General features: G+C 65.1%; 22 protein-coding genes and 1 tRNA gene. 9 read left to right on the forward strand and 14 right to left on the reverse strand.

Translation table 11 applies throughout. The features are described 5' to 3' along the window. Window positions 1-11: 11 nt before the first annotated feature. The 12 genes from ACORJG_RS05565 to ACORJG_RS05620 form a co-directional block, all read right to left on the reverse strand. Window positions 12-692 carry a phage virion morphogenesis protein gene (locus ACORJG_RS05565; protein ID WP_427792267.1) on the reverse strand — a complete coding sequence of 227 codons (681 nt, stop codon included), beginning with the start codon at window positions 690-692 and terminating at the stop codon, window positions 12-14. 8 nt (window positions 693-700) lie between these two features. Next, a complete protein-coding gene (locus ACORJG_RS05570) occupies window positions 701-1,198 on the reverse strand; it encodes a phage tail protein (RefSeq protein WP_427792268.1) in 498 nt (165 codons plus the stop codon). Then, entirely contained in the window at window positions 1,198-1,416 is a 219-nt protein-coding gene (locus ACORJG_RS05575; protein ID WP_427792270.1) for a hypothetical protein, read from the reverse strand. The genes ACORJG_RS05570 and ACORJG_RS05575 overlap by 1 nt, the downstream gene beginning before the upstream one ends. Next, window positions 1,379-1,879: a hypothetical protein gene (locus tag ACORJG_RS05580; protein ID WP_427792272.1), complete on the reverse strand. Its 501-nt coding sequence runs from the start codon at window positions 1,877-1,879 to the stop codon at window positions 1,379-1,381. Before ACORJG_RS05580 ends, ACORJG_RS05575 begins: the two co-directional genes overlap by 38 nt. Beyond that, on the reverse strand, window positions 1,879-2,262 hold the full coding sequence (locus tag ACORJG_RS05585) for a M15 family metallopeptidase (protein WP_427792273.1): 384 nt from the start codon (window positions 2,260-2,262) through the stop codon (window positions 1,879-1,881). The genes ACORJG_RS05580 and ACORJG_RS05585 overlap by 1 nt, the downstream gene beginning before the upstream one ends. Next, window positions 2,262-2,594, reverse strand: a complete 333-nt coding sequence (locus ACORJG_RS05590) for a hypothetical protein (protein WP_427792274.1) — start codon at window positions 2,592-2,594, stop codon at window positions 2,262-2,264. Before ACORJG_RS05590 ends, ACORJG_RS05585 begins: the two co-directional genes overlap by 1 nt. Continuing rightward, window positions 2,591-2,830, reverse strand: coding sequence for a hypothetical protein (locus tag ACORJG_RS05595; protein WP_427792275.1), 240 nt, complete (start codon window positions 2,828-2,830; stop codon window positions 2,591-2,593). Before ACORJG_RS05595 ends, ACORJG_RS05590 begins: the two co-directional genes overlap by 4 nt. Before the next feature lies 1 nt (window position 2,831). Further along, window positions 2,832-3,056 (reverse strand): tail protein X, encoded by a 225-nt coding sequence (locus tag ACORJG_RS05600; RefSeq protein ID WP_368933333.1) that lies wholly within the window; start codon window positions 3,054-3,056, stop codon window positions 2,832-2,834. After that, window positions 3,056-3,544, reverse strand: a complete 489-nt coding sequence (locus ACORJG_RS05605) for a head completion/stabilization protein (protein ID WP_427792276.1) — start codon at window positions 3,542-3,544, stop codon at window positions 3,056-3,058. The genes ACORJG_RS05600 and ACORJG_RS05605 overlap by 1 nt, the downstream gene beginning before the upstream one ends. Before the next feature lie 153 nt (window positions 3,545-3,697). Beyond that, window positions 3,698-4,663 carry a phage terminase small subunit gene (gene gpM, locus ACORJG_RS05610; RefSeq protein WP_427792278.1) on the reverse strand — a complete coding sequence of 322 codons (966 nt, stop codon included), beginning with the start codon at window positions 4,661-4,663 and terminating at the stop codon, window positions 3,698-3,700. 48 nt (window positions 4,664-4,711) lie between these two features. Next, window positions 4,712-5,761 (reverse strand): phage major capsid protein, P2 family, encoded by a 1,050-nt coding sequence (locus tag ACORJG_RS05615; protein WP_427792279.1) that lies wholly within the window; start codon window positions 5,759-5,761, stop codon window positions 4,712-4,714. Window positions 5,762-5,828: 67 nt separating this feature from the next. Further along, window positions 5,829-6,905: a GPO family capsid scaffolding protein gene (locus tag ACORJG_RS05620; protein WP_427792280.1), complete on the reverse strand. Its 1,077-nt coding sequence runs from the start codon at window positions 6,903-6,905 to the stop codon at window positions 5,829-5,831. Between ACORJG_RS05620 and ACORJG_RS05625 the strand changes: the two genes are divergently transcribed. The 6 genes from ACORJG_RS05625 (at window position 6,904) to ACORJG_RS05650 (ending at window position 12,187) form a co-directional block, all read left to right on the forward strand. Next, the gene (locus ACORJG_RS05625) at window positions 6,904-8,817 is read left to right on the forward strand and encodes a terminase large subunit domain-containing protein (protein WP_427792281.1); all 1,914 of its coding nucleotides are present in this window, start codon (window positions 6,904-6,906) and stop codon (window positions 8,815-8,817) included. The genes ACORJG_RS05620 and ACORJG_RS05625 overlap by 2 nt on opposite strands. Then, window positions 8,807-9,847 (forward strand): phage portal protein, encoded by a 1,041-nt coding sequence (locus tag ACORJG_RS05630; protein WP_427792282.1) that lies wholly within the window; start codon window positions 8,807-8,809, stop codon window positions 9,845-9,847. The genes ACORJG_RS05625 and ACORJG_RS05630 overlap by 11 nt, the downstream gene beginning before the upstream one ends. Window positions 9,848-10,059: 212 nt before the next feature. After that, a complete protein-coding gene (locus ACORJG_RS05635) occupies window positions 10,060-10,863 on the forward strand; it encodes a DNA adenine methylase (protein WP_427792283.1) in 804 nt (267 codons plus the stop codon). Between the two features lie 116 nt (window positions 10,864-10,979). Then, on the forward strand, window positions 10,980-11,204 hold the full coding sequence (locus tag ACORJG_RS05640; RefSeq protein ID WP_427792284.1) for a hypothetical protein: 225 nt from the start codon (window positions 10,980-10,982) through the stop codon (window positions 11,202-11,204). A 44-nt stretch (window positions 11,205-11,248) separates the two neighbouring features. After that, the gene (locus ACORJG_RS05645; protein WP_427792285.1) at window positions 11,249-11,614 is read left to right on the forward strand and encodes a hypothetical protein; all 366 of its coding nucleotides are present in this window, start codon (window positions 11,249-11,251) and stop codon (window positions 11,612-11,614) included. Between the two features lie 6 nt (window positions 11,615-11,620). Beyond that, window positions 11,621-12,187 (forward strand): SOS response-associated peptidase, encoded by a 567-nt coding sequence (locus ACORJG_RS05650; protein WP_427792286.1) that lies wholly within the window; start codon window positions 11,621-11,623, stop codon window positions 12,185-12,187. A 203-nt stretch (window positions 12,188-12,390) separates the two neighbouring features. Here ACORJG_RS05650 and ACORJG_RS05655 read toward each other — a convergent pair whose 3' ends face one another. After that, window positions 12,391-12,897 (reverse strand): DUF4411 family protein, encoded by a 507-nt coding sequence (locus tag ACORJG_RS05655; RefSeq protein ID WP_427792287.1) that lies wholly within the window; start codon window positions 12,895-12,897, stop codon window positions 12,391-12,393. Continuing rightward, the gene (locus ACORJG_RS05660; RefSeq protein WP_427792288.1) at window positions 12,897-14,069 is read right to left on the reverse strand and encodes an ImmA/IrrE family metallo-endopeptidase; all 1,173 of its coding nucleotides are present in this window, start codon (window positions 14,067-14,069) and stop codon (window positions 12,897-12,899) included. The genes ACORJG_RS05655 and ACORJG_RS05660 overlap by 1 nt, the downstream gene beginning before the upstream one ends. Before the next feature lie 336 nt (window positions 14,070-14,405). On the opposite strand from ACORJG_RS05660, the gene ACORJG_RS05665 reads away from it, so the two are divergent. The 3 genes from ACORJG_RS05665 (at window position 14,406) to ACORJG_RS05675 (ending at window position 18,736) form a co-directional block, all read left to right on the forward strand. Next, window positions 14,406-14,480 (forward strand) — tRNA-Ser (locus ACORJG_RS05665). Between the two features lie 283 nt (window positions 14,481-14,763). Further along, window positions 14,764-16,206, forward strand: a complete 1,443-nt coding sequence (locus ACORJG_RS05670; RefSeq protein WP_427792289.1) for an amidohydrolase family protein — start codon at window positions 14,764-14,766, stop codon at window positions 16,204-16,206. Between the two features lie 256 nt (window positions 16,207-16,462). Beyond that, entirely contained in the window at window positions 16,463-18,736 is a 2,274-nt protein-coding gene (locus ACORJG_RS05675; RefSeq protein ID WP_427792290.1) for a TonB-dependent receptor, read from the forward strand. The last annotated feature ends 9 nt before the right edge of the window (window positions 18,737-18,745 follow it).

The following is an 18,745-nucleotide window of genomic DNA, read 5'->3' on the forward strand; positions in this document are numbered from 1 at the left end:
GCGGCGCCGCCTCAGCGCTCCATCTCTTCCACGATCAGAGCCAGGACGGCTTCGTCGTCTTCCTGGCTGAAGCCCAGAAGTTCACGTTGGGGATAGCGGATTTCGGGGCCGCCGGGAGAGACGCGATCCTTCAGGCCGAAGTGGTGGATGCGGGCGATGCGCGAGGCGCGGGAGGTGAACTCGACCCAGGCTTCGTCCGGCGTGGCGCCGGCCTTGAGGTGGGAGGCGGTGCGCATTCGGGAGAACATCGCTCGCGCCTTCTTCTTCACCCCGCCGCGACGGCCGCGGATCGAGCCGGCCATGGCACCCGGGTCAGCCGCGCCCTCTGCAGGAAGATGGCGAGAGATGCGATCGGCGCGAAAGGTGCGGACGCCCTCGGCTTCGCGGTCGAAGCCGGTGAGCATGTTTCCGCGTCGAGTCCAGCTGCGCATGTCCACCAGACGAGGGTCAGCGCCAGGGCGGCGATACAGAAACCGGATGGCGCGGCTGGCGGGTTTGGGGTCGGCGCGCTGTTTACGCCCGGGCCAGGGCGCGCCGTCCGGACCGACCTGGGCGGCGATCCGTCGCTGCTGCGACCGGCGCAGCATGTGGGCCGTTTTGCGCAGCAGGCGCGAGCGATCCTTGGGCGACAGGCGTTCCAGCAGATCGGAGACGGCTTGTCTGTAGCTGGCGAGCTCGTCGGCGCGGTCCATGATCGCCGTCAGCCCAGCTCGGGATGATCGGCGCAGTGGCCGATGAGCTCGTCGCCGAGATAGACGGCGTGCAGCGGTTCGCCGCCCTGCAGGGCGAAGGGAACAGGCTCTTCGGGCCGCGTCACGTCATAGCCGCCGCCCTCGCGCGGCGTCAGGCAGACGGCTTCGGTCAGCGGGACGCGCACCATGACATCGACCTTGGATCCCTCATCCTGATCTTCAATTTCGAAGGCGATGCCGCCTTCCGGCGCCGTGGGCGCGAGCAGGTCGGGTTGCCAGCGCTGAACCCACATCAGCAGGGGGATCATGATCTCGTCCACCGACCAGGCGGAATCGAGGACGGCGAAGGTCAGGGTGTAGGCGTAGTTGAAGGACAGGCCGTCGCGCTGGGTCGCCTGCAGGGATCCTTGCGGAATGTGGAAGTAGAGATCCGCCGGGTTGGCCGCGACGCCGCGATGCGTCAGGGCCTTGGTCATGTGATCCTTCAGGCTCTGGTACTTGCGCATCAGCGCGCGCCCAGCAGACGGCGCCACAGAGACGGCCGAGGAGCAAGAGCGGTCAGCCAGGCGTCGATATCGTCATGTTCGCCCTGGTGGACGGAGACAGCCAGATCGCGCCTGGCGTCACAGGCCAGGATCTCGGCGCCGCGCACGGCGTAGCCGATCTCAAGATCGGACTGTGTCGGATCAGAAGGCAGGCGGCCGACCAGGGTGCAGGGCTGCATCGCCGCCGTCGGCATCGAGCGACGCGGAGGGACGGTCGGGGCAGATGGCCGGGCGAGCGGCGCACAGCTGGTGATCAACATCGCGCAGGCGGCGAGCGCGCTCGGGGTCCAGTGGGTCGTTCGCATCGAGGGCGATCCTGGCGTCGGAAGTGAGGGAGAAGACGGCGCGATCGGCGGCGGCGATCTGACGGACGACGACATCGACGCGGGCGGCGGTGTCGCGTTCGCCCGACGCCTCGATCATTCGCGCCAGAGCGTTTGAGGTCGCGGCAGCGGCGGTGGCCTCCGCCTGGTCGGCGCGGCGGACGGCGCGGTCAAACGGGTCGAAACGGAAGCCGAGACCGCCGGCGGCCATGATCAGAAGACCGACGATGGCGATCAGGATGACCGCCGCCATCAGGCCGCCGAAGGGCGTGGCGAAGTTGAAGGTACGCGTAAGGACGCTGCGGCGGGCGCGGGTCATCAGGGGTAGGCCTTTCGGTCCAGCTCGAAATGGGGGCCGTCGCGCAGGCGCGGCCAGTCGCCGCCCCAGATGATGGGCGTGTTCAGTTCCCGTGCGGCCTGTTTGAAGGCCGACGCGATGCGGGGGTAGAGCGGCCAGTCCCAGCGCACGTCGCCATCCACCCAGGCGGCGACATCGACGGCGTGGCCGGTCAGGTGACGCGAGTTCAGGGTCTGGCTGGCCCCCGCGCGCTTGAGCTCGGCCTGGCGGGCGGGCGTGCGCAGGCCCTCGGTGATCATGAAGTCCACGCCGGTCAACTGGATGGCGCGTTCGACCACGCGGACCAGGTCGGGGTGAACGCCCTTAAGGCGTTCGCGCGATCGGGCGCTGAGGCGAAAGCTCATCATGGGGCTCCGGCTTCGGGGTTGTCGGGGTTGTCGAAATCGAGATCGACCTGGACGCCGCCGACCCCGACCGTGGCCTTGCCGAGCTGGCCGAAGGCGAGGGCGACCATGACGATGGCGATGATCAGCAGGCCGCCGAGGCCAAGCCATTGCAGGGCGGAGATACGGGCGATCGCGACGGCTTCGGACGCGGGCCAGCGGCCGTGGCCGATCAGGCCCTGGACCCAGGCGACAAAGCTGGTCGCCACGACGCCGCCGCCCAGCATCAGGGCGAAGCGGATCATGGGCAGGGAACGGAGGATATCGAAGATCTGACGACGCGTGACGGTCACGGACGGCGCTCCTGTTCGAGGCGGGAGCGGATCCAGGAGACATCGCGCTGGACGGCCACCAGGTCGCCGTTCGCGAGGGGCTGGGTGCGGGTCTCGAGCGCGGACAGGCGCTGGGCGGCCTGGGCGCCGAACACGATCCAGCCGGCCAGGGTGACGGCCACGCCCCACAGGAAGGCGATCTTGGACCAGTTCAGGTGGGCGGGGAGGTGATGGCCAGAGAGCGGCTGAGAGGTCATGTCAGGTCCACAGCTGTGTCATGGGCGCGGTCTGCGGGCGTCGGGCCTGGTCAGGAATCGTCACGCGCTCGCCGTGACGCAGGAAGGTGTCGGCGTCGGCCAGGTGAGGATTGGCGTCGAGCACGCGCTCGACAGCGGGGGAGGTGAGGCGGAGCGTTCGCCAGACGAGTTCGTCCACGGTTTCGCCGTTCAGAGCCTCGACCGTCAGATCGCCGGGAGAGGCCATCAGATCACCTCGGCGATGATGCGGGGCTGGCCCAGGAAGGCGCGCACCGCCCAGGTGACGTTGCGTCGGTGCAGATCGACGTCGATGGCGAACTCCTCGGCCCGATCGACGCCGGCCGAGCGCGCGGCCTGGCCGAGATGGCGGTCGCCCAGGTCGGCGGCGACGACGGCCTGGACCGCCTGAACCCAGCGGATCTGATAGTCGGACCGGCCGTCGACCTGATGGCGGCCGGGGACATCCTGCAGGCGATCATGACCCAGCGCGCGTTGCTCGGCGCGCCAGTCTGCCAGTTCGACCATGATGTCGAGGATGGCGGAGCAGGCGACATCGCGCAGGCGTTCGGGGGTCACGGTCTGGTCGACGCGAATGGCCTTGCGCAGGGCGTCCAGGTCCAAGTCCGGCCAGAAGCCGTCGCCTGTGATCGTGCCGGCCGGCGTCGCCGTGGACGGCGGGGCGATGGTCGAGGAGGGGGAGAAGGGTCCAGTCATGGCGCTGTTGCTAGGGGTTCCTGATTGGCCGCCTGCTGGCCCTTCGTGGTTGCCGCCCGCCGACTACGGGGTGGGGGGCTGGCCGGACGCTGCAGACGGGCGAACCCGCTGTTGTCGGACCAGCCCCGCCCCGAGCGCCGGGGGGCGAGGGGGTTAGCCGCCCGAAGAGGGCGGCGTGTCGGTAGACGTGGTCGGGGGAGCGTCCGATGTGTCGGGCTCAGTCTTCTTCAGGTCCCGCTGCAGGCGCTCGATCGCCTTCTTCAGGCCGATGCGGTCATTGATCTCGAAGGCGCGCTGATAGGCCTTCAGGGCCTGTTCCTGGCGCTGTCGCAGGTCGGCCGCGTCGTCGGGCGTCGCGCCCGCCAGGATGGCGTGACCGATGGCCTTCTGCAGCTTGGCCTCGACCTCGTCATGCAGGTCGATGTCGTGGTCCTCGACCAGGTCCTGGAGCATCGGCAGGGCGGCGGCTTCGAAACCGACCGCCGCGTCGCCGCCCAGGTCGAAGGCATGGATGGCGGCTTCAGCGATCTGGTCGATCGCGAAGGTGATCGGGTCGCGGTTGAACCCGGCCGGCATCTCCAGCCTGTTGATCACGGCGTATTCCACCATGGGCAGGGCGGCCAGATAGTCGCCCACGTCGATGGTCCAGGCCATCAGGGTGGTGAACACCGACGCCACGGCGCCGAGGTCCGCCGCCGGAGCGGCCAGCACGCCGTCGCGCCAGCCCGAATAGAAGGGCAGCATCAGACGCTTGGCGTCGACCTTGCGCTCGGTCGCCTTGATCTCCTTCAGGCGTCGCTTGTCCGCTTCAAGCTGCATGACGACCTTGGCGACGTCGCTGGACAGGTCGATGTCGTCGTTGGCGCCGGCTTCCTGAAGGGCGACGCCGGCGGCGGCCAGGATGGAGCCCCGGCTGCTGGCGATCAGGAAGGCGCGCTGGCGGGCGGCCGGCGAGGCCGGGCGCGGCGCCATGGCCGGCACGGAAGGGGCCGGCGTCAGGGCTGGCTTCAGCGGTCGGGGGCGGGCTTTGACGGCCGCGGCCTGAGTCGCGGCTTCGGCGTCAGCTCTGGCGGCGGCTTCGGCTTCCGCTCTGGCGCGGGCCTGGGCGGCGATGCTCATGATCGGGTCCATTCAAACGATCCGGAAAAAGGGAAGGGATGGGCGGCGTCAGCCGCCCTGGCCCGGATCTGCGGTGGCGCCGATCTGGATGTTCTCGATCAGCAGGGCGAAGTCGTAGTTCTCGACCACGTAGTCCTCATTGACGGACTCGTAGGTTTCGATCCGGTCGCGCTTGGCGTTATCGACCACGGTGCGGCGGCGGGTGCCTTCGTGTTCGTAGATCGACAGGTTGTCGAAGGGGGTGATCAGGATCGCGCCGGGGACCATGAAGGGCACGCGGCCGGCCGATCGCCCGCCCAGCTCCTTCTTGGACATCAGCACGTCCAGGGCCAGGCGCTCGGTCGGCTTCTCTTCCCGATCGACCATGGGGAAATACTTCTCATGCAGCAGGCCGTCGCCGACGATGCAGTTCAGGCCGCCGTCGTGCTTGGCCCATTCCGGCAGGAAGGAATGGATGGCGTCGTAGACCAGGGCGTCGAGGTTGCGGTAGTCGCCGTTGGTCGGGTCGATGATGATCTTGCCGGCTTCCTTGGCGCCTTCGGCGAAGACGTGGGTGGGGCGGTTCAGGCGGATCTTCTGGAGCCAGCCGATGTTCACGTCCTGCAGCAGCTGGTTGGTCGTGCGGTTGGTGGTGGCCGCCGCCGTGCGGCCGTTGAAGCCAATCATGATGCGATCGCGGGCCGACTGCTGGGTGATGGCCGACGACATGCGCGGCTGGAAGTCCTTGAACTTCGACCAGTAGTCGATCTTGGCGTAGCGGATATGGGTGTCGGTGTTGGTCTGGCGCGTCTGGAACTTGTCGCTGTCCAGCGTGCCAGGATCGACAGTTTCACGATCGGCCTGGGTGGTGTCGGTACGGCTGGCCAGCGGGCCGGAGATGCCCAGGCCCAGCTTTTCGCCCGACTGTTCCGGGACCGGGACGATGTTGATCTGCTTCAGGAAGCCCGAAGACTCCTGCTGCTTCTCGATCAGCTTCTGCTGGACGGACGGCTCGATCGAGAAGGCCTTGCCGTCGCGGACCGTCGAGCGGTCGACGCCGTTCAGTTCGGCCTGGCGGTCCAGATAGGCGTTGAAGTGTTCGCGGGTTGCGTTGCGCATCGGGGAGGGTTTCCGTGAAGGGGCGGGCGTGAGGGCGAGGGCGTGGGGCGCGCGGGCGGGGGCGAGCTTAGAAGTCGGCCAGTTCGCGGCCGTCGCCGCCGGCGTGGGTCGGGCGGGCGGTGTAGGCGCGCTCGGGCGTGCCCTCGATGTCCGACTTGAGGGAGGCGTATTCGCTTTCCAGCTTGGCGAAACGGGCGCTTGAATCCTGCGACGCCTGGGCCAGGGCCTGGGTGAAGCTTTGACCCATCTCCCTCAGGCCGTCGGTGAAGGCGGTCGTCAGGGCGGTCAGGTCGGGCTGGGCGGCGGGCGTTTCCGGCGCCGTCGGCGTGACCGGTTCGGACGCCGGCAGGGCCTTGGTGAAGCGGGCGACGATGCGGTCGATCAGGGTGTCCGCCTCGGCGGTCGGGTCGGCCTGATCGGCGAACTCGATCCGGGTTTCGAAGGCGGCGGAGAAGAGGCAGGTTTCGTGCTGTTTGCGCGCGTCCAGATCGGCCTTCAGCTGCTTGGCGTAGGCGTCGTCGGTGCGGGCCGAGAACTGCAGGGCCTCGGTGCCCAGCGACGCCGGGCTGTCGGTGGCGGCCAGGCCCATGAGGTAGGCCTTGCCCGAGCCGGAGAAGTTCGGTTCGACCTCGATGGAGGTGAACTTCTTCTGATCGGCGGCCACGTAGCCCTGCAGCGTCTCATTGCCCTCGATCTGGGCGTACAGGGCGACGCGCTTCTCGGTCTTGCCGCCGATCTCGATGTCGTCTTCCTGAACCTTCAGGGCGATCACGTCGCCCAGGGCCGGGAAGGGGCCGGTGGCGGAGGCGTTGCGGTAGTGCTCGACGTTCAGGCGAGCGGTGTAGGTCTTGGGATTGTAGGTGGCCGCCATGTCGCGCAGCCACTGCGGCTCGATCGTGCGGCCGTCCGAGGCCGTCAGGCCGGCGACGGCGACGCGGGTGAACTTGGTGGTGCGCTTCTTCGACATGGAGCCTCGGGCGATCTGCAGGGCGTTTTGCTGGGCGAACGGGCGGACCAGCGAGTGAGGAGTGCAGATCACCGCCGAGCGGCCGTCATTCTCAAGGCGCGGCTGTTGTGCGGGGCGGACCTGACCACAGGGAGGCGTCAGATCGGGCGGGGTCGCGCGGGTAGCGTCCGCCGGCATGAGACAGAAGCCGAAAAAGCAGGATGGGCCCGACCCGGGCGGCCCTGACGATCTGGGCGCGCTGTTGGCGTCGTGCGGGGGGTTCGGCTTTCCGGTCGCGGCCATGCTGGATGAGCGGCGCGCGGCGAAGTTCCTGTACTGGTCGCAGTGGCGCCTGGTCGACATCGCCAGGCTGCTGGATCAGCCAGAGGGCACAATCGCCAGCTGGAAGAGCCGGGACAAATGGGATGACGCCTCGCCGCTGGAGCGGATGGAGGGCGTCACCGAGGCGCGGTACGTCGCCCTGACCATGAAGGCGGCCAAGACCGGCCTGGACTTCAAGGAGCTGGACCTGCTGGGCCGTCTGGCGGAGCGGTTCGCGCGGATCCGCCGATACCAGGAGCCGGGAGGCCATGAAGGCGACCTGAACCCGAAGGTCGCGAACCGCAACGCCGGGCCGAAGAAGAAGCCGGAGCGTAACCGGATCACGACAGACCAGGTCGAGGTGCTGAAGGCGGCCCTGCTGAAGCTGATGTTTGGCTATCAGGCGATCTGGTGGTCGAAGCGCGAGTTGCGCAATCGGGCAATCCTGAAGTCACGGCAGATCGGGGCGACCTACTACTTCGCCCTGGAGGCGCTGATCGTCGCGCTGGAGACCGGCAAGAACCAGATTTTCCTGTCGGCGTCGAAGAACCAGGCGCACGTCTTCAAGGGCTATATCCGCGCCTTCGTCATGAAAGAGATCGGCGTCGAGCTGACCGGCGATCCGATCGTGATCGATCGCGGCGAAGGCGAGGACGGCAAGCCGCTGGAGCAGCCCGAGCTGATCTTCCTGGGCACCAATGCGCGCACGGCGCAGGGATATCACGGGGATTTCTACTTCGACGAATTCTTCTGGGTCTACGGCTTCGACACCCTGAAGAAGGTCGCCAGCGGCATGGCGATGCAGAAGCGGTATCGGAAGACCTACTTCTCGACGCCGTCGTCAGTCACGCACGACGCCTACAAGTTCTGGACCGGCGAGGAGTGGAACAAGCGGCGCTCGAAAGACAAGCGTGAGGCGTTCGATGTCAGCTGGGCGGCGCTGAACGAAGACGGCCTGATGGGCGCGGACAATATCTGGCGCCACATGGTGACGATCGAGGACGCAGAGCGCCTGGGCTGCGACCTGTTCGATCTGGACGAGCTGCGCGACGAGTATTCCGTCCCCGAGTTCGAAAACCTGCTGATGTGTGCCTTCGTCGATGACACCCTGTCGGTGTTTCCGATGGCGATGTTGACGCCGTGCATGGTCGACCCGGTCGAGGCCTGGCCGGACGTGGACCGGGCGCGGATTCTGCTTGGAGCCGGCCGGCCCTACGCCGGCGAGGTCTGGCTGTCCTATGACCCCAACGGCGACGGCGAAAACGCGGATGCGGCGGCGCTGGTCATCGTGGCGCCGCCATCGACACCGGGCGGCAAGTTCCGGGTCATTGAGCGCAAGTCGTTCAAGGGCAGCCGGTTCGATGAACAGGCCGAGGTGATCCGCAAATATACGAAGCGGTATCGCGTCACCAAGATCGACATCGACAAGACCGGGATCGGCGACGCCGTCTATCAGCTGGTGAAGACCTTCTTCCCGACAGTGACGGGGCACCAGTACGACGCGCTGCTGAAAGCCCAGATGGTCTACAAGGCGCTGGACGTCATCACCAAGCACCGCCTGGAGTTCGACCACGACTTCAAGGATCTGGCCGGGGCGCTGATGGCCATCCGCCGGGCCCTGACCGCGTCGGGTCGCAAGGTCACATACGAAGCCGGCCGCACCAAGACCAGCGGCCACGCCGATCTGGCCTGGGCGCTGCTGCAATGCCTGTTCAATGAACCGATCGAGGCCGCCATCGGGGCGGACGGCGGATCATCCACCGTGGAGATTTTCGGCGATGACGACTGAGACCCTGGCTGCCGCCGCGCCGGCCGAACCTGTTGAGGGCGTGGTCGAGAGCGGGCCGACGGCCTTCGCCCTGGGCGACGCCGAGCCGGTGCTGAACCGGCGCGAGCTACTGGACGGCCTGGACTGTTGGGAGGTTTCGGGCCTGTATGGACGGTATTACCAGCCGCCGCTGCCGCTGGACGTGTTGTCGAAGGCGGGGAACGTCACCTCGCACCATTCCTCGGCGTTTCGCGTGAAGATCAACCAGCTGCTGCGCGATTTCATTCCGCACCCCCTGCTGGACCGGCAGACGTTCGAGGGGCTGGCGCTGGATCAGCTGGTTCTGGCCAACTTCTACGTCGAGCGGGTCGACAATATCGCCGGCCGGCCGATGAAGCTGAAGCGCAGCCTGGCGCGATATACGCGGCGCGGGGTGGAGGAGGGCCGTTTCGTCTTCCTGTCGGGCTTCATGAAGGAACACTGGTTCAAGACCGGCGCCGTCTTTCACGGCATGCAGCCGTGGCTGGATCAGGAAATCTATGGCGTGCCGGAATATCTGAGCGCGCTGCAGTCGGCCTTCCTGAACGAAGGCGCGACGCTGTTCCGCCGTCGCTATTACATCAACGGCGCCCATGCGGGGTTCATCATGTATGTGGGCGAGGGCGGCCTGACCCAGGAAGACGCCAAGACGCTGCGCGAAGCCATGAAGAACACCAAGGGCGTCGGCAACTTCAGGTCGATGTTCGTTCATCTGCCGAACGGCAAGAAGGACAGCCTGCAGCTGCTGCATCCCGGCGAGGCGGCGGCGAAGGATGAGTTCGTTGGCATCAAGAACACGACGCGGGACGACGTGCTGGCCGCGCACCGGGTACCGCCGCAGTTGCTGGGCGTCATTCCCGCGAACGCCGGCGGGTTCGGCGATGTCGAGAAGGCGGACGCCGTCTTCTATCGCAACGAGATTCAGCCGCTGCAGCAGCGGTTCCTGGCGATCAACGACTGGCTGGGGCAGGAGGTGGTGCGGTTCAAGCCGAGGGAGCCGTCGACAGCCTGAGCTGTGGTCGGGTCCGCCCCGCACAAGAAGGCAGGCTTTGCCGAACAGCTTGGGTGGCGGACAGCAGCCTCGGCTTTCGCGGAAATGAGGCGGAGGCCGGGGTGTTAGCGCACCCAAGCCGCCGAGCCGGAACTCAGCACGTCAGGGGGTGCACGCCCCATTCGCCCCGCCACCGGCCAGACCGGCGGGCGCAAATAGCTGTTGAGTCGAGAATGTTTGCAACGTCCATTAGAACCGTGAAGCCTGTGCGCCCGGTCGCCCCTTACATCGGCGGAAAGAGGAACCTTGCCCGGCGCCTGTGCGCCATGATCGAGGCCACGCCGCATGAGCTGTATGCCGAGCCTTTCGTCGGGATGGGCGGGGTGTTTTTCCGGCGCCGCAGCCGGCCGAAGTGCGAGATCGTCAATGACTGGTCCGGCGAGGTGGCGAACCTGTTCCGCTGCATGCGGGCGCATCCGGCGGCGCTGACCGAGTTGACGGCGTGGACCTTCGCCTGTCGGGCGGACTTCGATCTGCTGATGCGGACGGACCCGTCGACGCTGACGGACCTGCAGCGAGCCGCGCGGTTTATCCAGCTGCAGAAGCTGGCCTTCGGCGGGAAGGTGAGGGGACAGAGCTTCGGCGTTCGGACGGATGGGCCGGCGCGCTGGCGATCCGGCCAGGTGACGGAGGATTTACTGGCGGCGGCCGCGCGGTTGGAAGCCGTGACGATCGAGAACCTGGACTGGTCGGTCTTCATGGGCCGATACGATCGGCCCGGGGCGCTATTCTATCTCGACCCGCCCTATTTCGGGTGCGAGGGCGACTATGGCGACGGCTTCGGCCGCGAGCAGTTCGCGGCGATGGCCGAGCAACTGGCCGGCCTGAAAGGGCGGTTCATCCTGTCGCTGAACGACCGGCCGGAGGTGCGCGAGATCTTCGCTGCATTCGAGATCGAAAGCGTCGGGACCCACTACGGGCTGGCTGGAAGGGGCGCCGCGGCCGCGCGAGAGGTGATCATAACCGGCGGCGGCTGACCCTTCTCCACAGCCCGGCGCAGGGTGTGGAACAAATGAAGAACAAACAGCTTGAGCCGTGACGGCCCGGCGCCCTAGAGCGGCGTCGGGTCGGTCAGCTGGTCTGGAGCTGCACCATGCAAACGAACGAAGGGCGGCAGGCGCCGCCGAAGACGATGCCGACGCGCGAGGATAGGGCGCTCGGCGCATTGATGGCCATCTGGCAGCACGGCGAAGCCGCGCGCGCGGATCCGGTGCTGCTGAACATGCAGGCCAGGGTTGCAGCTGAGCTGGCGCGGATCTCGCCCGAGGCGGCGGCCAAGGGCAGGGCTCTGTTCGAACGGCTGGCGGAGCGAGGCTGAGATGACCGCGCAGCTGCCGCATTGAGGAATGGATCGCCGAGAACGTGACCGCGCGCGACCTGGTCGTGTGGCGCGATATCGTCCTGTCCGCCTTCTGCGAGGGATGCCGCGTGTCGCGGGAGATGGACGTCTGGCGCATCGGCGCGCGCCTGGCGGATGATCATCTCCAGGAGTTGCGCTTTCGGTGCCGAACATGCGGCGTCTATCCGCGCGCGATCGAGATTTCTCGACGCGACGGCATGACCGGCCAGAAGCTTCTGATGGTGCCGCTGAGGCCTCGAGCCTGGGATGACGGCCAGCGCGAGGATCAGGCCAGGGCGCTCCAGAGGGCGGAAGCGCGCTACAAGGCCAAGTTCGAGAGGGAACATAAGGCGGGGCCTCGGGCTGAGTCCGCGACCCGCAGGGAGTAGGCCAGGGTGTGCAACAACTATCGCCTCCACGTACCGGCGAACCAGCTGGCGACGCCGTTCACCGCGCTGGGCCGCACCTTGATCATGCCTCTGAGCCGGCCGAACCTCGAGCCGGGCGATTATCGCATCGGCGATCGCGCGCCGATCGTGGTGGCGGGCGAGGACGGCCCGCTGCTGGAGATGGCGCCCTGGGCGTGGAAGGCGCCGACAGGGCGGCCGGTGTTCAACTTCCGATCGGACGGCCGATCCTTTGAGGGCTCGACGCGCTGCCTGATCCCGGCCGACGGCTTCTATGAGTTCACCGAGCCGAAGGTCCAGGGCAAGAAGACGAAGTGGCTCTTCACCATGGCCGGCCAGCCGTGGTTCTGGATCCTGGGCATCGTCAAGGATGGCGCATTCGCCATGCTAACGACCGAGCCCGGCCCGGACGTCGCGCCCTATCATGACCGTCAGATCGTGCTGCTGCCTCCGGAGGCCGGCGTCCACTGGCTAGACCTGTCGGCCGCCCAGGACCTGATGCTCGCTCCGTGCCCGGCCGGCACCCTGACGGTGCGCCGGGTCTGGCCAGAATAGGGCGCGGCCACCCCGCTGAGGCGCCCAAGGCGCCCCGGCCCGCCGCGCCCCCAAACGCCGCGCTTTTCCCCCCGCCTCGCCCGCGGGCTTTGTGTGTCGGAGTCATTGCATAGATCGTGAGGCGCTGAGCCAAGCCTGCATGGAGGCCAAGAGGTGAACGTGCCCACTCTAGCCCATTGCAAATCCTTGCAGGCAGAGCCGCTTCAGGCCCAGGACGTGGAGAAATCCAGCTTCCGGATCAACTTGAAGGCGTTGCAGCTCTGTAAATTGAACCTGTCACAGATATCTGGGATTTTCCGGTTTGCGCGTTGTGCGCTCGGCCTACGCACCTCGTTTGTGACAACGCAGCGCACTTGGGGATCCTTATATGCGTAGGCCATTATGAAGGGATCGCGCCCAATCGCCTCGATCTCGACTTCATTCAGATCGTTGGCGTAGCCATTGCTCAGGATTTCGTTTAGCGCGTCTAGATCGACTTCTTCGTCCAAGCGAAGAGTGTCGGCGACACCGGGTTGCTGTAGCCACTCATAGAGAAGATCTTTCTCGGCGTCGCTTGTACCGCCTTGCACTTCTTCGATCATCTCAACGGGCATTTTTATTCGATTATGCTCCGCATGGTGAAGCACCCAGCTCCAGAACTCTGGAACACGGTTGGTCGGATAGTAATTGTTGTGGGCTGTGATCAGTATGTTCGCGTCGATGAGGTGCATTATGCGGCTCTCTCCGCAAGCAGGTGGCCGACATTGCGGGGCTTCACGCCGAGCACCTTTCCAGCGCGGACCGGAGTGACCATACCTTCAGCCATAGTTGTTTCGATGAGACTCAGGAGGGCGCTGCCCAAGCGATGCCGCCGGACGGTATAATAGTCGGGAGCACCCTTTTGCTTCTCCGTAGCCGCCTGTTTGGCTTGGCGGTAATATGCAGCAAAAGTGTCGTTCAGTTCGTTCCACTGAGGAAATGTCAGCTTGCCTGCAGTATAGAGGCGATAGGCCACTAGGGGGCGACTGATTAGGCGGGTGCCGGCAAACCTTCCGATCTCCGTCGCGAGATCGTCGATGCCACGATCGTCAACTCGAATGTCTTCCAATTCGTTCTCAGGAAGAAGTAAAGCGCTGGCGACCTGATTGCAAAAACGTTCAATCTGGCTTTGACCAAAGCCCGCACTAATCCCCGTCGCGCCTAGAGCGATATGAGTGAGTTCGTGCAGAAGGGTAAACGACCAAGCGACCTTAGCGTCCTGATCATTTATTACGATAAAGGGTGCTTGGGCATCGGCTAGGGCAAAGCCTCGAAAGACGTCGACGGGAAGATTGGTATGGTGGCTGCCAAGGTTGCCGACCAGCAACACAAAACAGCCTTGGGCCTCAGTCAGCCGCCGACAGTACTCAAAAGCCCGTTCAGGAGTCCGCTGGTTGCGGAAATCGGTCAGTTCAAAACCGAGAATTCGCCGGATACGCTGCGTGGCCTGCTCGACTGGACCCTGGGCAATCGACCCTACCCAAGTCAGTTCTGGCACCTCTAGGTCTTTCAGAAGGTCTCTCACGACTTCCTGACGTGCGCGAATGTCCCGAACGAGGGCTTTAAGCGTGCCTTCCGATCCATCAGGTTCCCGATCGGGGAGTGTGCGATAATCCTCGATTGCGGGAGCATCGACGGGGGGGCGGGCCATATAGAGAGCGACTAGCGGACGACGGTAGGCAGCAGCCATTTTTACCAGCTGGGCGCGCGTCGGCTCGATTGCTCCTTCCTCGAGCGCGGCGATGCGATCAGCGCGGTTCATGACTTTGGTATCGCCTAGGCCGATCCGGGCAGCGGCCTGCTCTTCCGAAAGACCTGCCGTCTTTCGGGCCCACGCCAGCACTTCAGGGTTCACGCTTGCCATGACGGCTTAATGCATAACTGAAGGCAAAGGACGAGTTAAAGGTGGCGGACCGTCGTTAGGTGCGACCAAGAATGACGCACCTGGGTTGAGCCATGACGCGCCGATATTTCGATCTAGATGCTGCCAGCAACCCACAGAATCTCTCCCCCACACTTCGCCTAGCATCGTTCGGTTAGTCTGGGATGGCAAGCATGCGTGTCCGCGGTTCAGTCCTGAGGTTTCGTCTTCACGGTCCCGGGTGCCTTCTAGGACGAGAGGGGTCTCGTCACGGTAGCCGGATAGGGGTGCTGGCGCACTCCAACTCCGCCGAAACATATACAGTCTATTTTGCATTACCCGCTTGAAAACAAACAGAAATATATCTGGCTTTTAATCAGAGGGTCCCCGGTTCGAGCCCGGGGGGGCGTACCACTTCCTTTTCAGGATGTTGGTCGGCGATCCCGCTGAAGACGGCGAAGCCATATACCGTCCATATGCGCTTCGCGTTCCTGACGGTGCAGGTCTGGCCGCGCAGGAGGTCTGCGAGCGACGTCGTCATTGTCACCCAGCTTTTTCCAGAAGCCGGAGATGCTTCCTGCGCTTCGCCAGAGCTGTATCTGTTCAGAATTTCGTCTGCCCTGTGGATTACGTCTAGCGTAACTGTTTTTATCGTTTCAACTGCGGCGCTCGCCGCGCGACGGATGAGGATAGGGCTGTGAAAACCTGGTTCGGGGGCGTCTCACAGACACGCAGTCTGCATCATGGGGCAGGCTGCGCCTGCCACAGCCCGCAGGCGCAGAAGCTGCTGGCGCGTATGGAGGGAATGTCTCGGCGGGCCGTTCTGGCAGGGGCGACGGCGGGATTCGCTGCGGCGGGGCTGCCGGCCTTTGCGCAGGACGCCGCGAAGCCGCGGCTGCTCTCCAACGTCAGGATATTTGACGGGCAGGGCGCGCGTCTGATCGAGGGACGCAATGTTCTGATCGTCGGCGATCGTATTCAGGCCCTTGTCCCGGCCGGAGAGATCGTGGCGGACGCCGATGTCGTCGACTGCGGCGGGCGTGTCCTGATGCCTGGTCTGATCGACGCGCACTGGCACGCCATGTTGGTCGGCATTTCCCAGATGGCGGCGATGACCGCCGACATTCCCTATCTTCATCTGGTCGCCGCTCAGGAAGCCGAGCGGACCTTGATGCGCGGCTTTACGACCGTGCGGGACATGGGCGGGCCGAGCTTCGCCCTGAAGCGCGCGATTGATGAGGGGCGTTTCGCCGGTCCGCGCATCTATCCCTCGGGTGCGATGATTTCCCAGACCTCGGGCCATGGCGATTTCCGGATGCGGACGGATCTGCCGCGCACCTCGCAGAGTCCTCTCAGCGTCGGAGAGCAGGCGGGCATCGCCGCCATCGCCGACGGCGAAGCCGAGGTTCTGCGCCGCGTGCGCGAGCAACTGATGCTGGGCGCCAGCCAGATCAAGATCCATGCGGGCGGCGGCGTCGCCTCGACCTACGACCCGGTCGATGCGCTGCAGTATTCCGAGGCCGAAATGAAGGCGGCGGTGTCGGCGGCGACGGACTGGGGCGTCTATGTGTGCGCCCATACCTATACGTCGGCGGGCATCCAGCGCGCGATCGCCTCGGGCGTGAAGTCCATCGAGCACGGCCAGTTGGCCAATGAGGAAACCGTGCGGCGCATGGCCGACGCCGGGGCATGGTGGAGCATCCAGCCGTTCCTGGCGGATGAAGACGCCAATGTTTACGCCTCAGCCGAGCAGCGCGCCCAGCAGCAGGCCATCGCCCAGGGCACGGCGATGGCGGTGGAATGGGGACGCAAGCACAAGGTCAAAATGGCCTTGGGCACCGACATCCTGTTCAGCCCGAAAGGCGCGACCACACAGGGCCGTCAACTGGCCAAGTTCGCGCGCTGGTATGGCGATGCGGAGGTTCTGCGCCTGCTGACAGGCGGCAACGCCGAGCTTCTGAACATGTCCGGCCCGCGTAATCCATACCCGGCAAGACTGGGGCGGATCGAAGCGGGCGCCTATGCCGATCTGCTGGTGGTCGAGGGCGACCCCCTGACGGATGTTTCGATCATCGCCGAGCCGGATCGCACCATGAAGCTGATCATAAAGGCCGGGCGCGTTCACAAGAACACGCTGTAAATGCATAATCTGCGGCCGGGTATCGAGCGCTCGGCCAGCGCCATCGCTTATTAAAAAATCGACGACGTGTGTCTTTTGTGACGATACACTTTTCGCGTGTTGATCAATGCCTTATGGATTTCGCCGGTCAAGTTGATCGGCGGGCCTGTATCCGACCCTGTAGGTTGCATTGACAGAAATGCTCGAATGAGGCGTATATGAATCTGGCCTCATATTTAATTAAAATGACAGTCAGAGGCATTCTAGGGGAAGAAGCGTGAACAAGACCAGCCTGTTCGGAGCCGTATGCACTGTGGCGCTCGCCTTTGCCGCGAACGCCCAGGCCCAGACCGCACAAGTCCAGACCTCGCACGCCCAGTCGGACGCGGCCTCTGATGTCGCAACCGTTGGCGACATTGTCGTGACGGCGCGCCACCGCGCGCAGAATCTGCAGGACGTGCCGATCTCCATTACCGCATATTCGGGCGAAAATCTCGACCGGATGAATGTGAACAACGTTCTGGAACTGAGCGGTCTGGCGCCGGGGCTTCAGGTCCACGGCGGCGATTCTTCCGTGGCGCCCAAGGTCTATATCCGCGGCGTCGGATCGAACGACTTCAACCCGACCAATCCCAGCCCGACCGCCGTCTATGTGGACGGCGTGATCCGCGGCTCGTCGATCATGCAGCTGGATTCCTTCTTCGACCTGTCGCAGGTCGAAGTGCTGCGCGGGCCGCAGGGCACGCTGTTCGGCCGCAACACCACGGGCGGCGCCCTGAACATCACCAGCCGTCGCCCGACGGACTACTATACGGCTGACATGACCGCCCGTTACGGCTCGCGCGAGCGGCTGGAGCTGGAAGGCGGCGTCGGCGGCCCGGTGATCGAGGACGTTCTGGCTTTCCGTGCGGCGGCCAACTATGTCCGCGACGACGGCTATACGAAGAACCGTCTGACGGGACACAACGTCAACGACACCGATCGCTGGGCTGCGCGTCTGTCGCTGCTCTATACGCCCAACGACCGGGTTGAGGTTCTGGCCCACGTCGGCGGCGGCAACAGCCGCAACGGCGCCCTGCAGGGGCAGGCGAGGGGGCTGATCCCCAATACGGCTGAGGCCACGGGGGCCGACGGCTGGTGCCTGCCCGCCTTCTATGGCACTTCGGCCTGCACCGACGCACTGGGCTACGTCGATACCGACGGCGACCCCTATGCTGGCGACTATTCGATGGAAGGTCGCGACCGGCTGAAGCTGTTCAACGCCGACGTCACCACGACGGTCGAGCTGGGCAAGGTGTCGCTGGTGTCGGTCACGGGCTTCGTCAACGCCCGCCACCGCGACGATGAGAACACGGATTCCGGTCCGAACAAACTGATCAAGGGCTTCTACCGCGTCGATCAGGACCAGTTCACCCAGGAGTTCCGCCTGCAGTCAAACAGCGGCGGCCGCTTCGACTGGGTCGCGGGCGTCTTCTACATGAACGACAGCCTGAAGTCGGCCAACACGTTCGAGATCGGCCTTGATCTGCTGAACACCCTGCCGGATCCGATGACCGGCGTCGCCATGGGCGTGGGCAGCGTCTATTATCCGCACGATCTGAAGACAGAGAGCTACGCCGTCTTCGGCGAGGTCGACTACAAGCTGACCGAGCGCCTGTCGCTGGTCGCGGGTCTGCGCTGGTCGCGTGACGACAAGACCATGGATTATCACAGCCGCTTCACCGAGGCGGGCGTGACCCTGGTCGATTTCCACGGCTCCAAGTCGTTCGAGAGCATCTCGGGCCGCGCCGTGCTGAACTACGATCTCAGCGACAACTCGCGCGCCTATGTCAGCTATAATCGCGGCTACAAGAGCGGCGGCTTTGCGGGCGGCATGATCACCGACATTCAGGACCTCGGTCCGTATGACGACGAAGTGTTGAACGCCTATGAGATCGGCTTCAAGAGCGAGCTGTTCGGGCGTCGCGCGCGCCTGAACGCGGCGGCCTTCTACTACGACTATCAGGACCTGCAGGTTTACAGCTACGTCGTGCGCGGCCCGACCAGCGTGCCGATCCTGGACAACGCCTCGGACGCCGTCATCAAGGGCGCAGAGATCGAGCTGACCGTTGCGCCGATGAAGGGACTGGATATCTCGCTGGGCGCCGCCGTGCTGGACAGCGAATACAAGAACTACATCTCGGTCGGAGAGGACTTCTCGGGCAATCGCCTGCCGACCGCGCCGGAGTTCACCTTCAACGGGGCTGTGTCCTATCAGCACAGCCTGGCGGACAAGGGCGACCTGCTGATGACCCTGTCGGGGTCGTATCGCTCGAAGTTCTACTTCAGCTCGGGCAACGTCGAGCGCCTCAGCCAGGACGGCTATTGGACCGTAAACGGCGAACTGGGCTGGGCTCTGCCGGACGGCAAGACCGAGGTCGGCCTGTGGGCGCGCAACCTGACGGACGAGGTCTATCAGCGCGGCATCGTCAACCTGGAGGCCCTTGGCATGGACCGGGTGTCGATGGGCGAGCCCCGCTCCGCTGGCGTCTATCTTCGTTTGCGTTACTAAGGGGGCTGA

The organism is Brevundimonas diminuta, from assembly GCF_050310045.1.
In the GTDB taxonomy this organism is placed as follows: domain Bacteria; phylum Pseudomonadota; class Alphaproteobacteria; order Caulobacterales; family Caulobacteraceae; genus Brevundimonas; species Brevundimonas diminuta_F.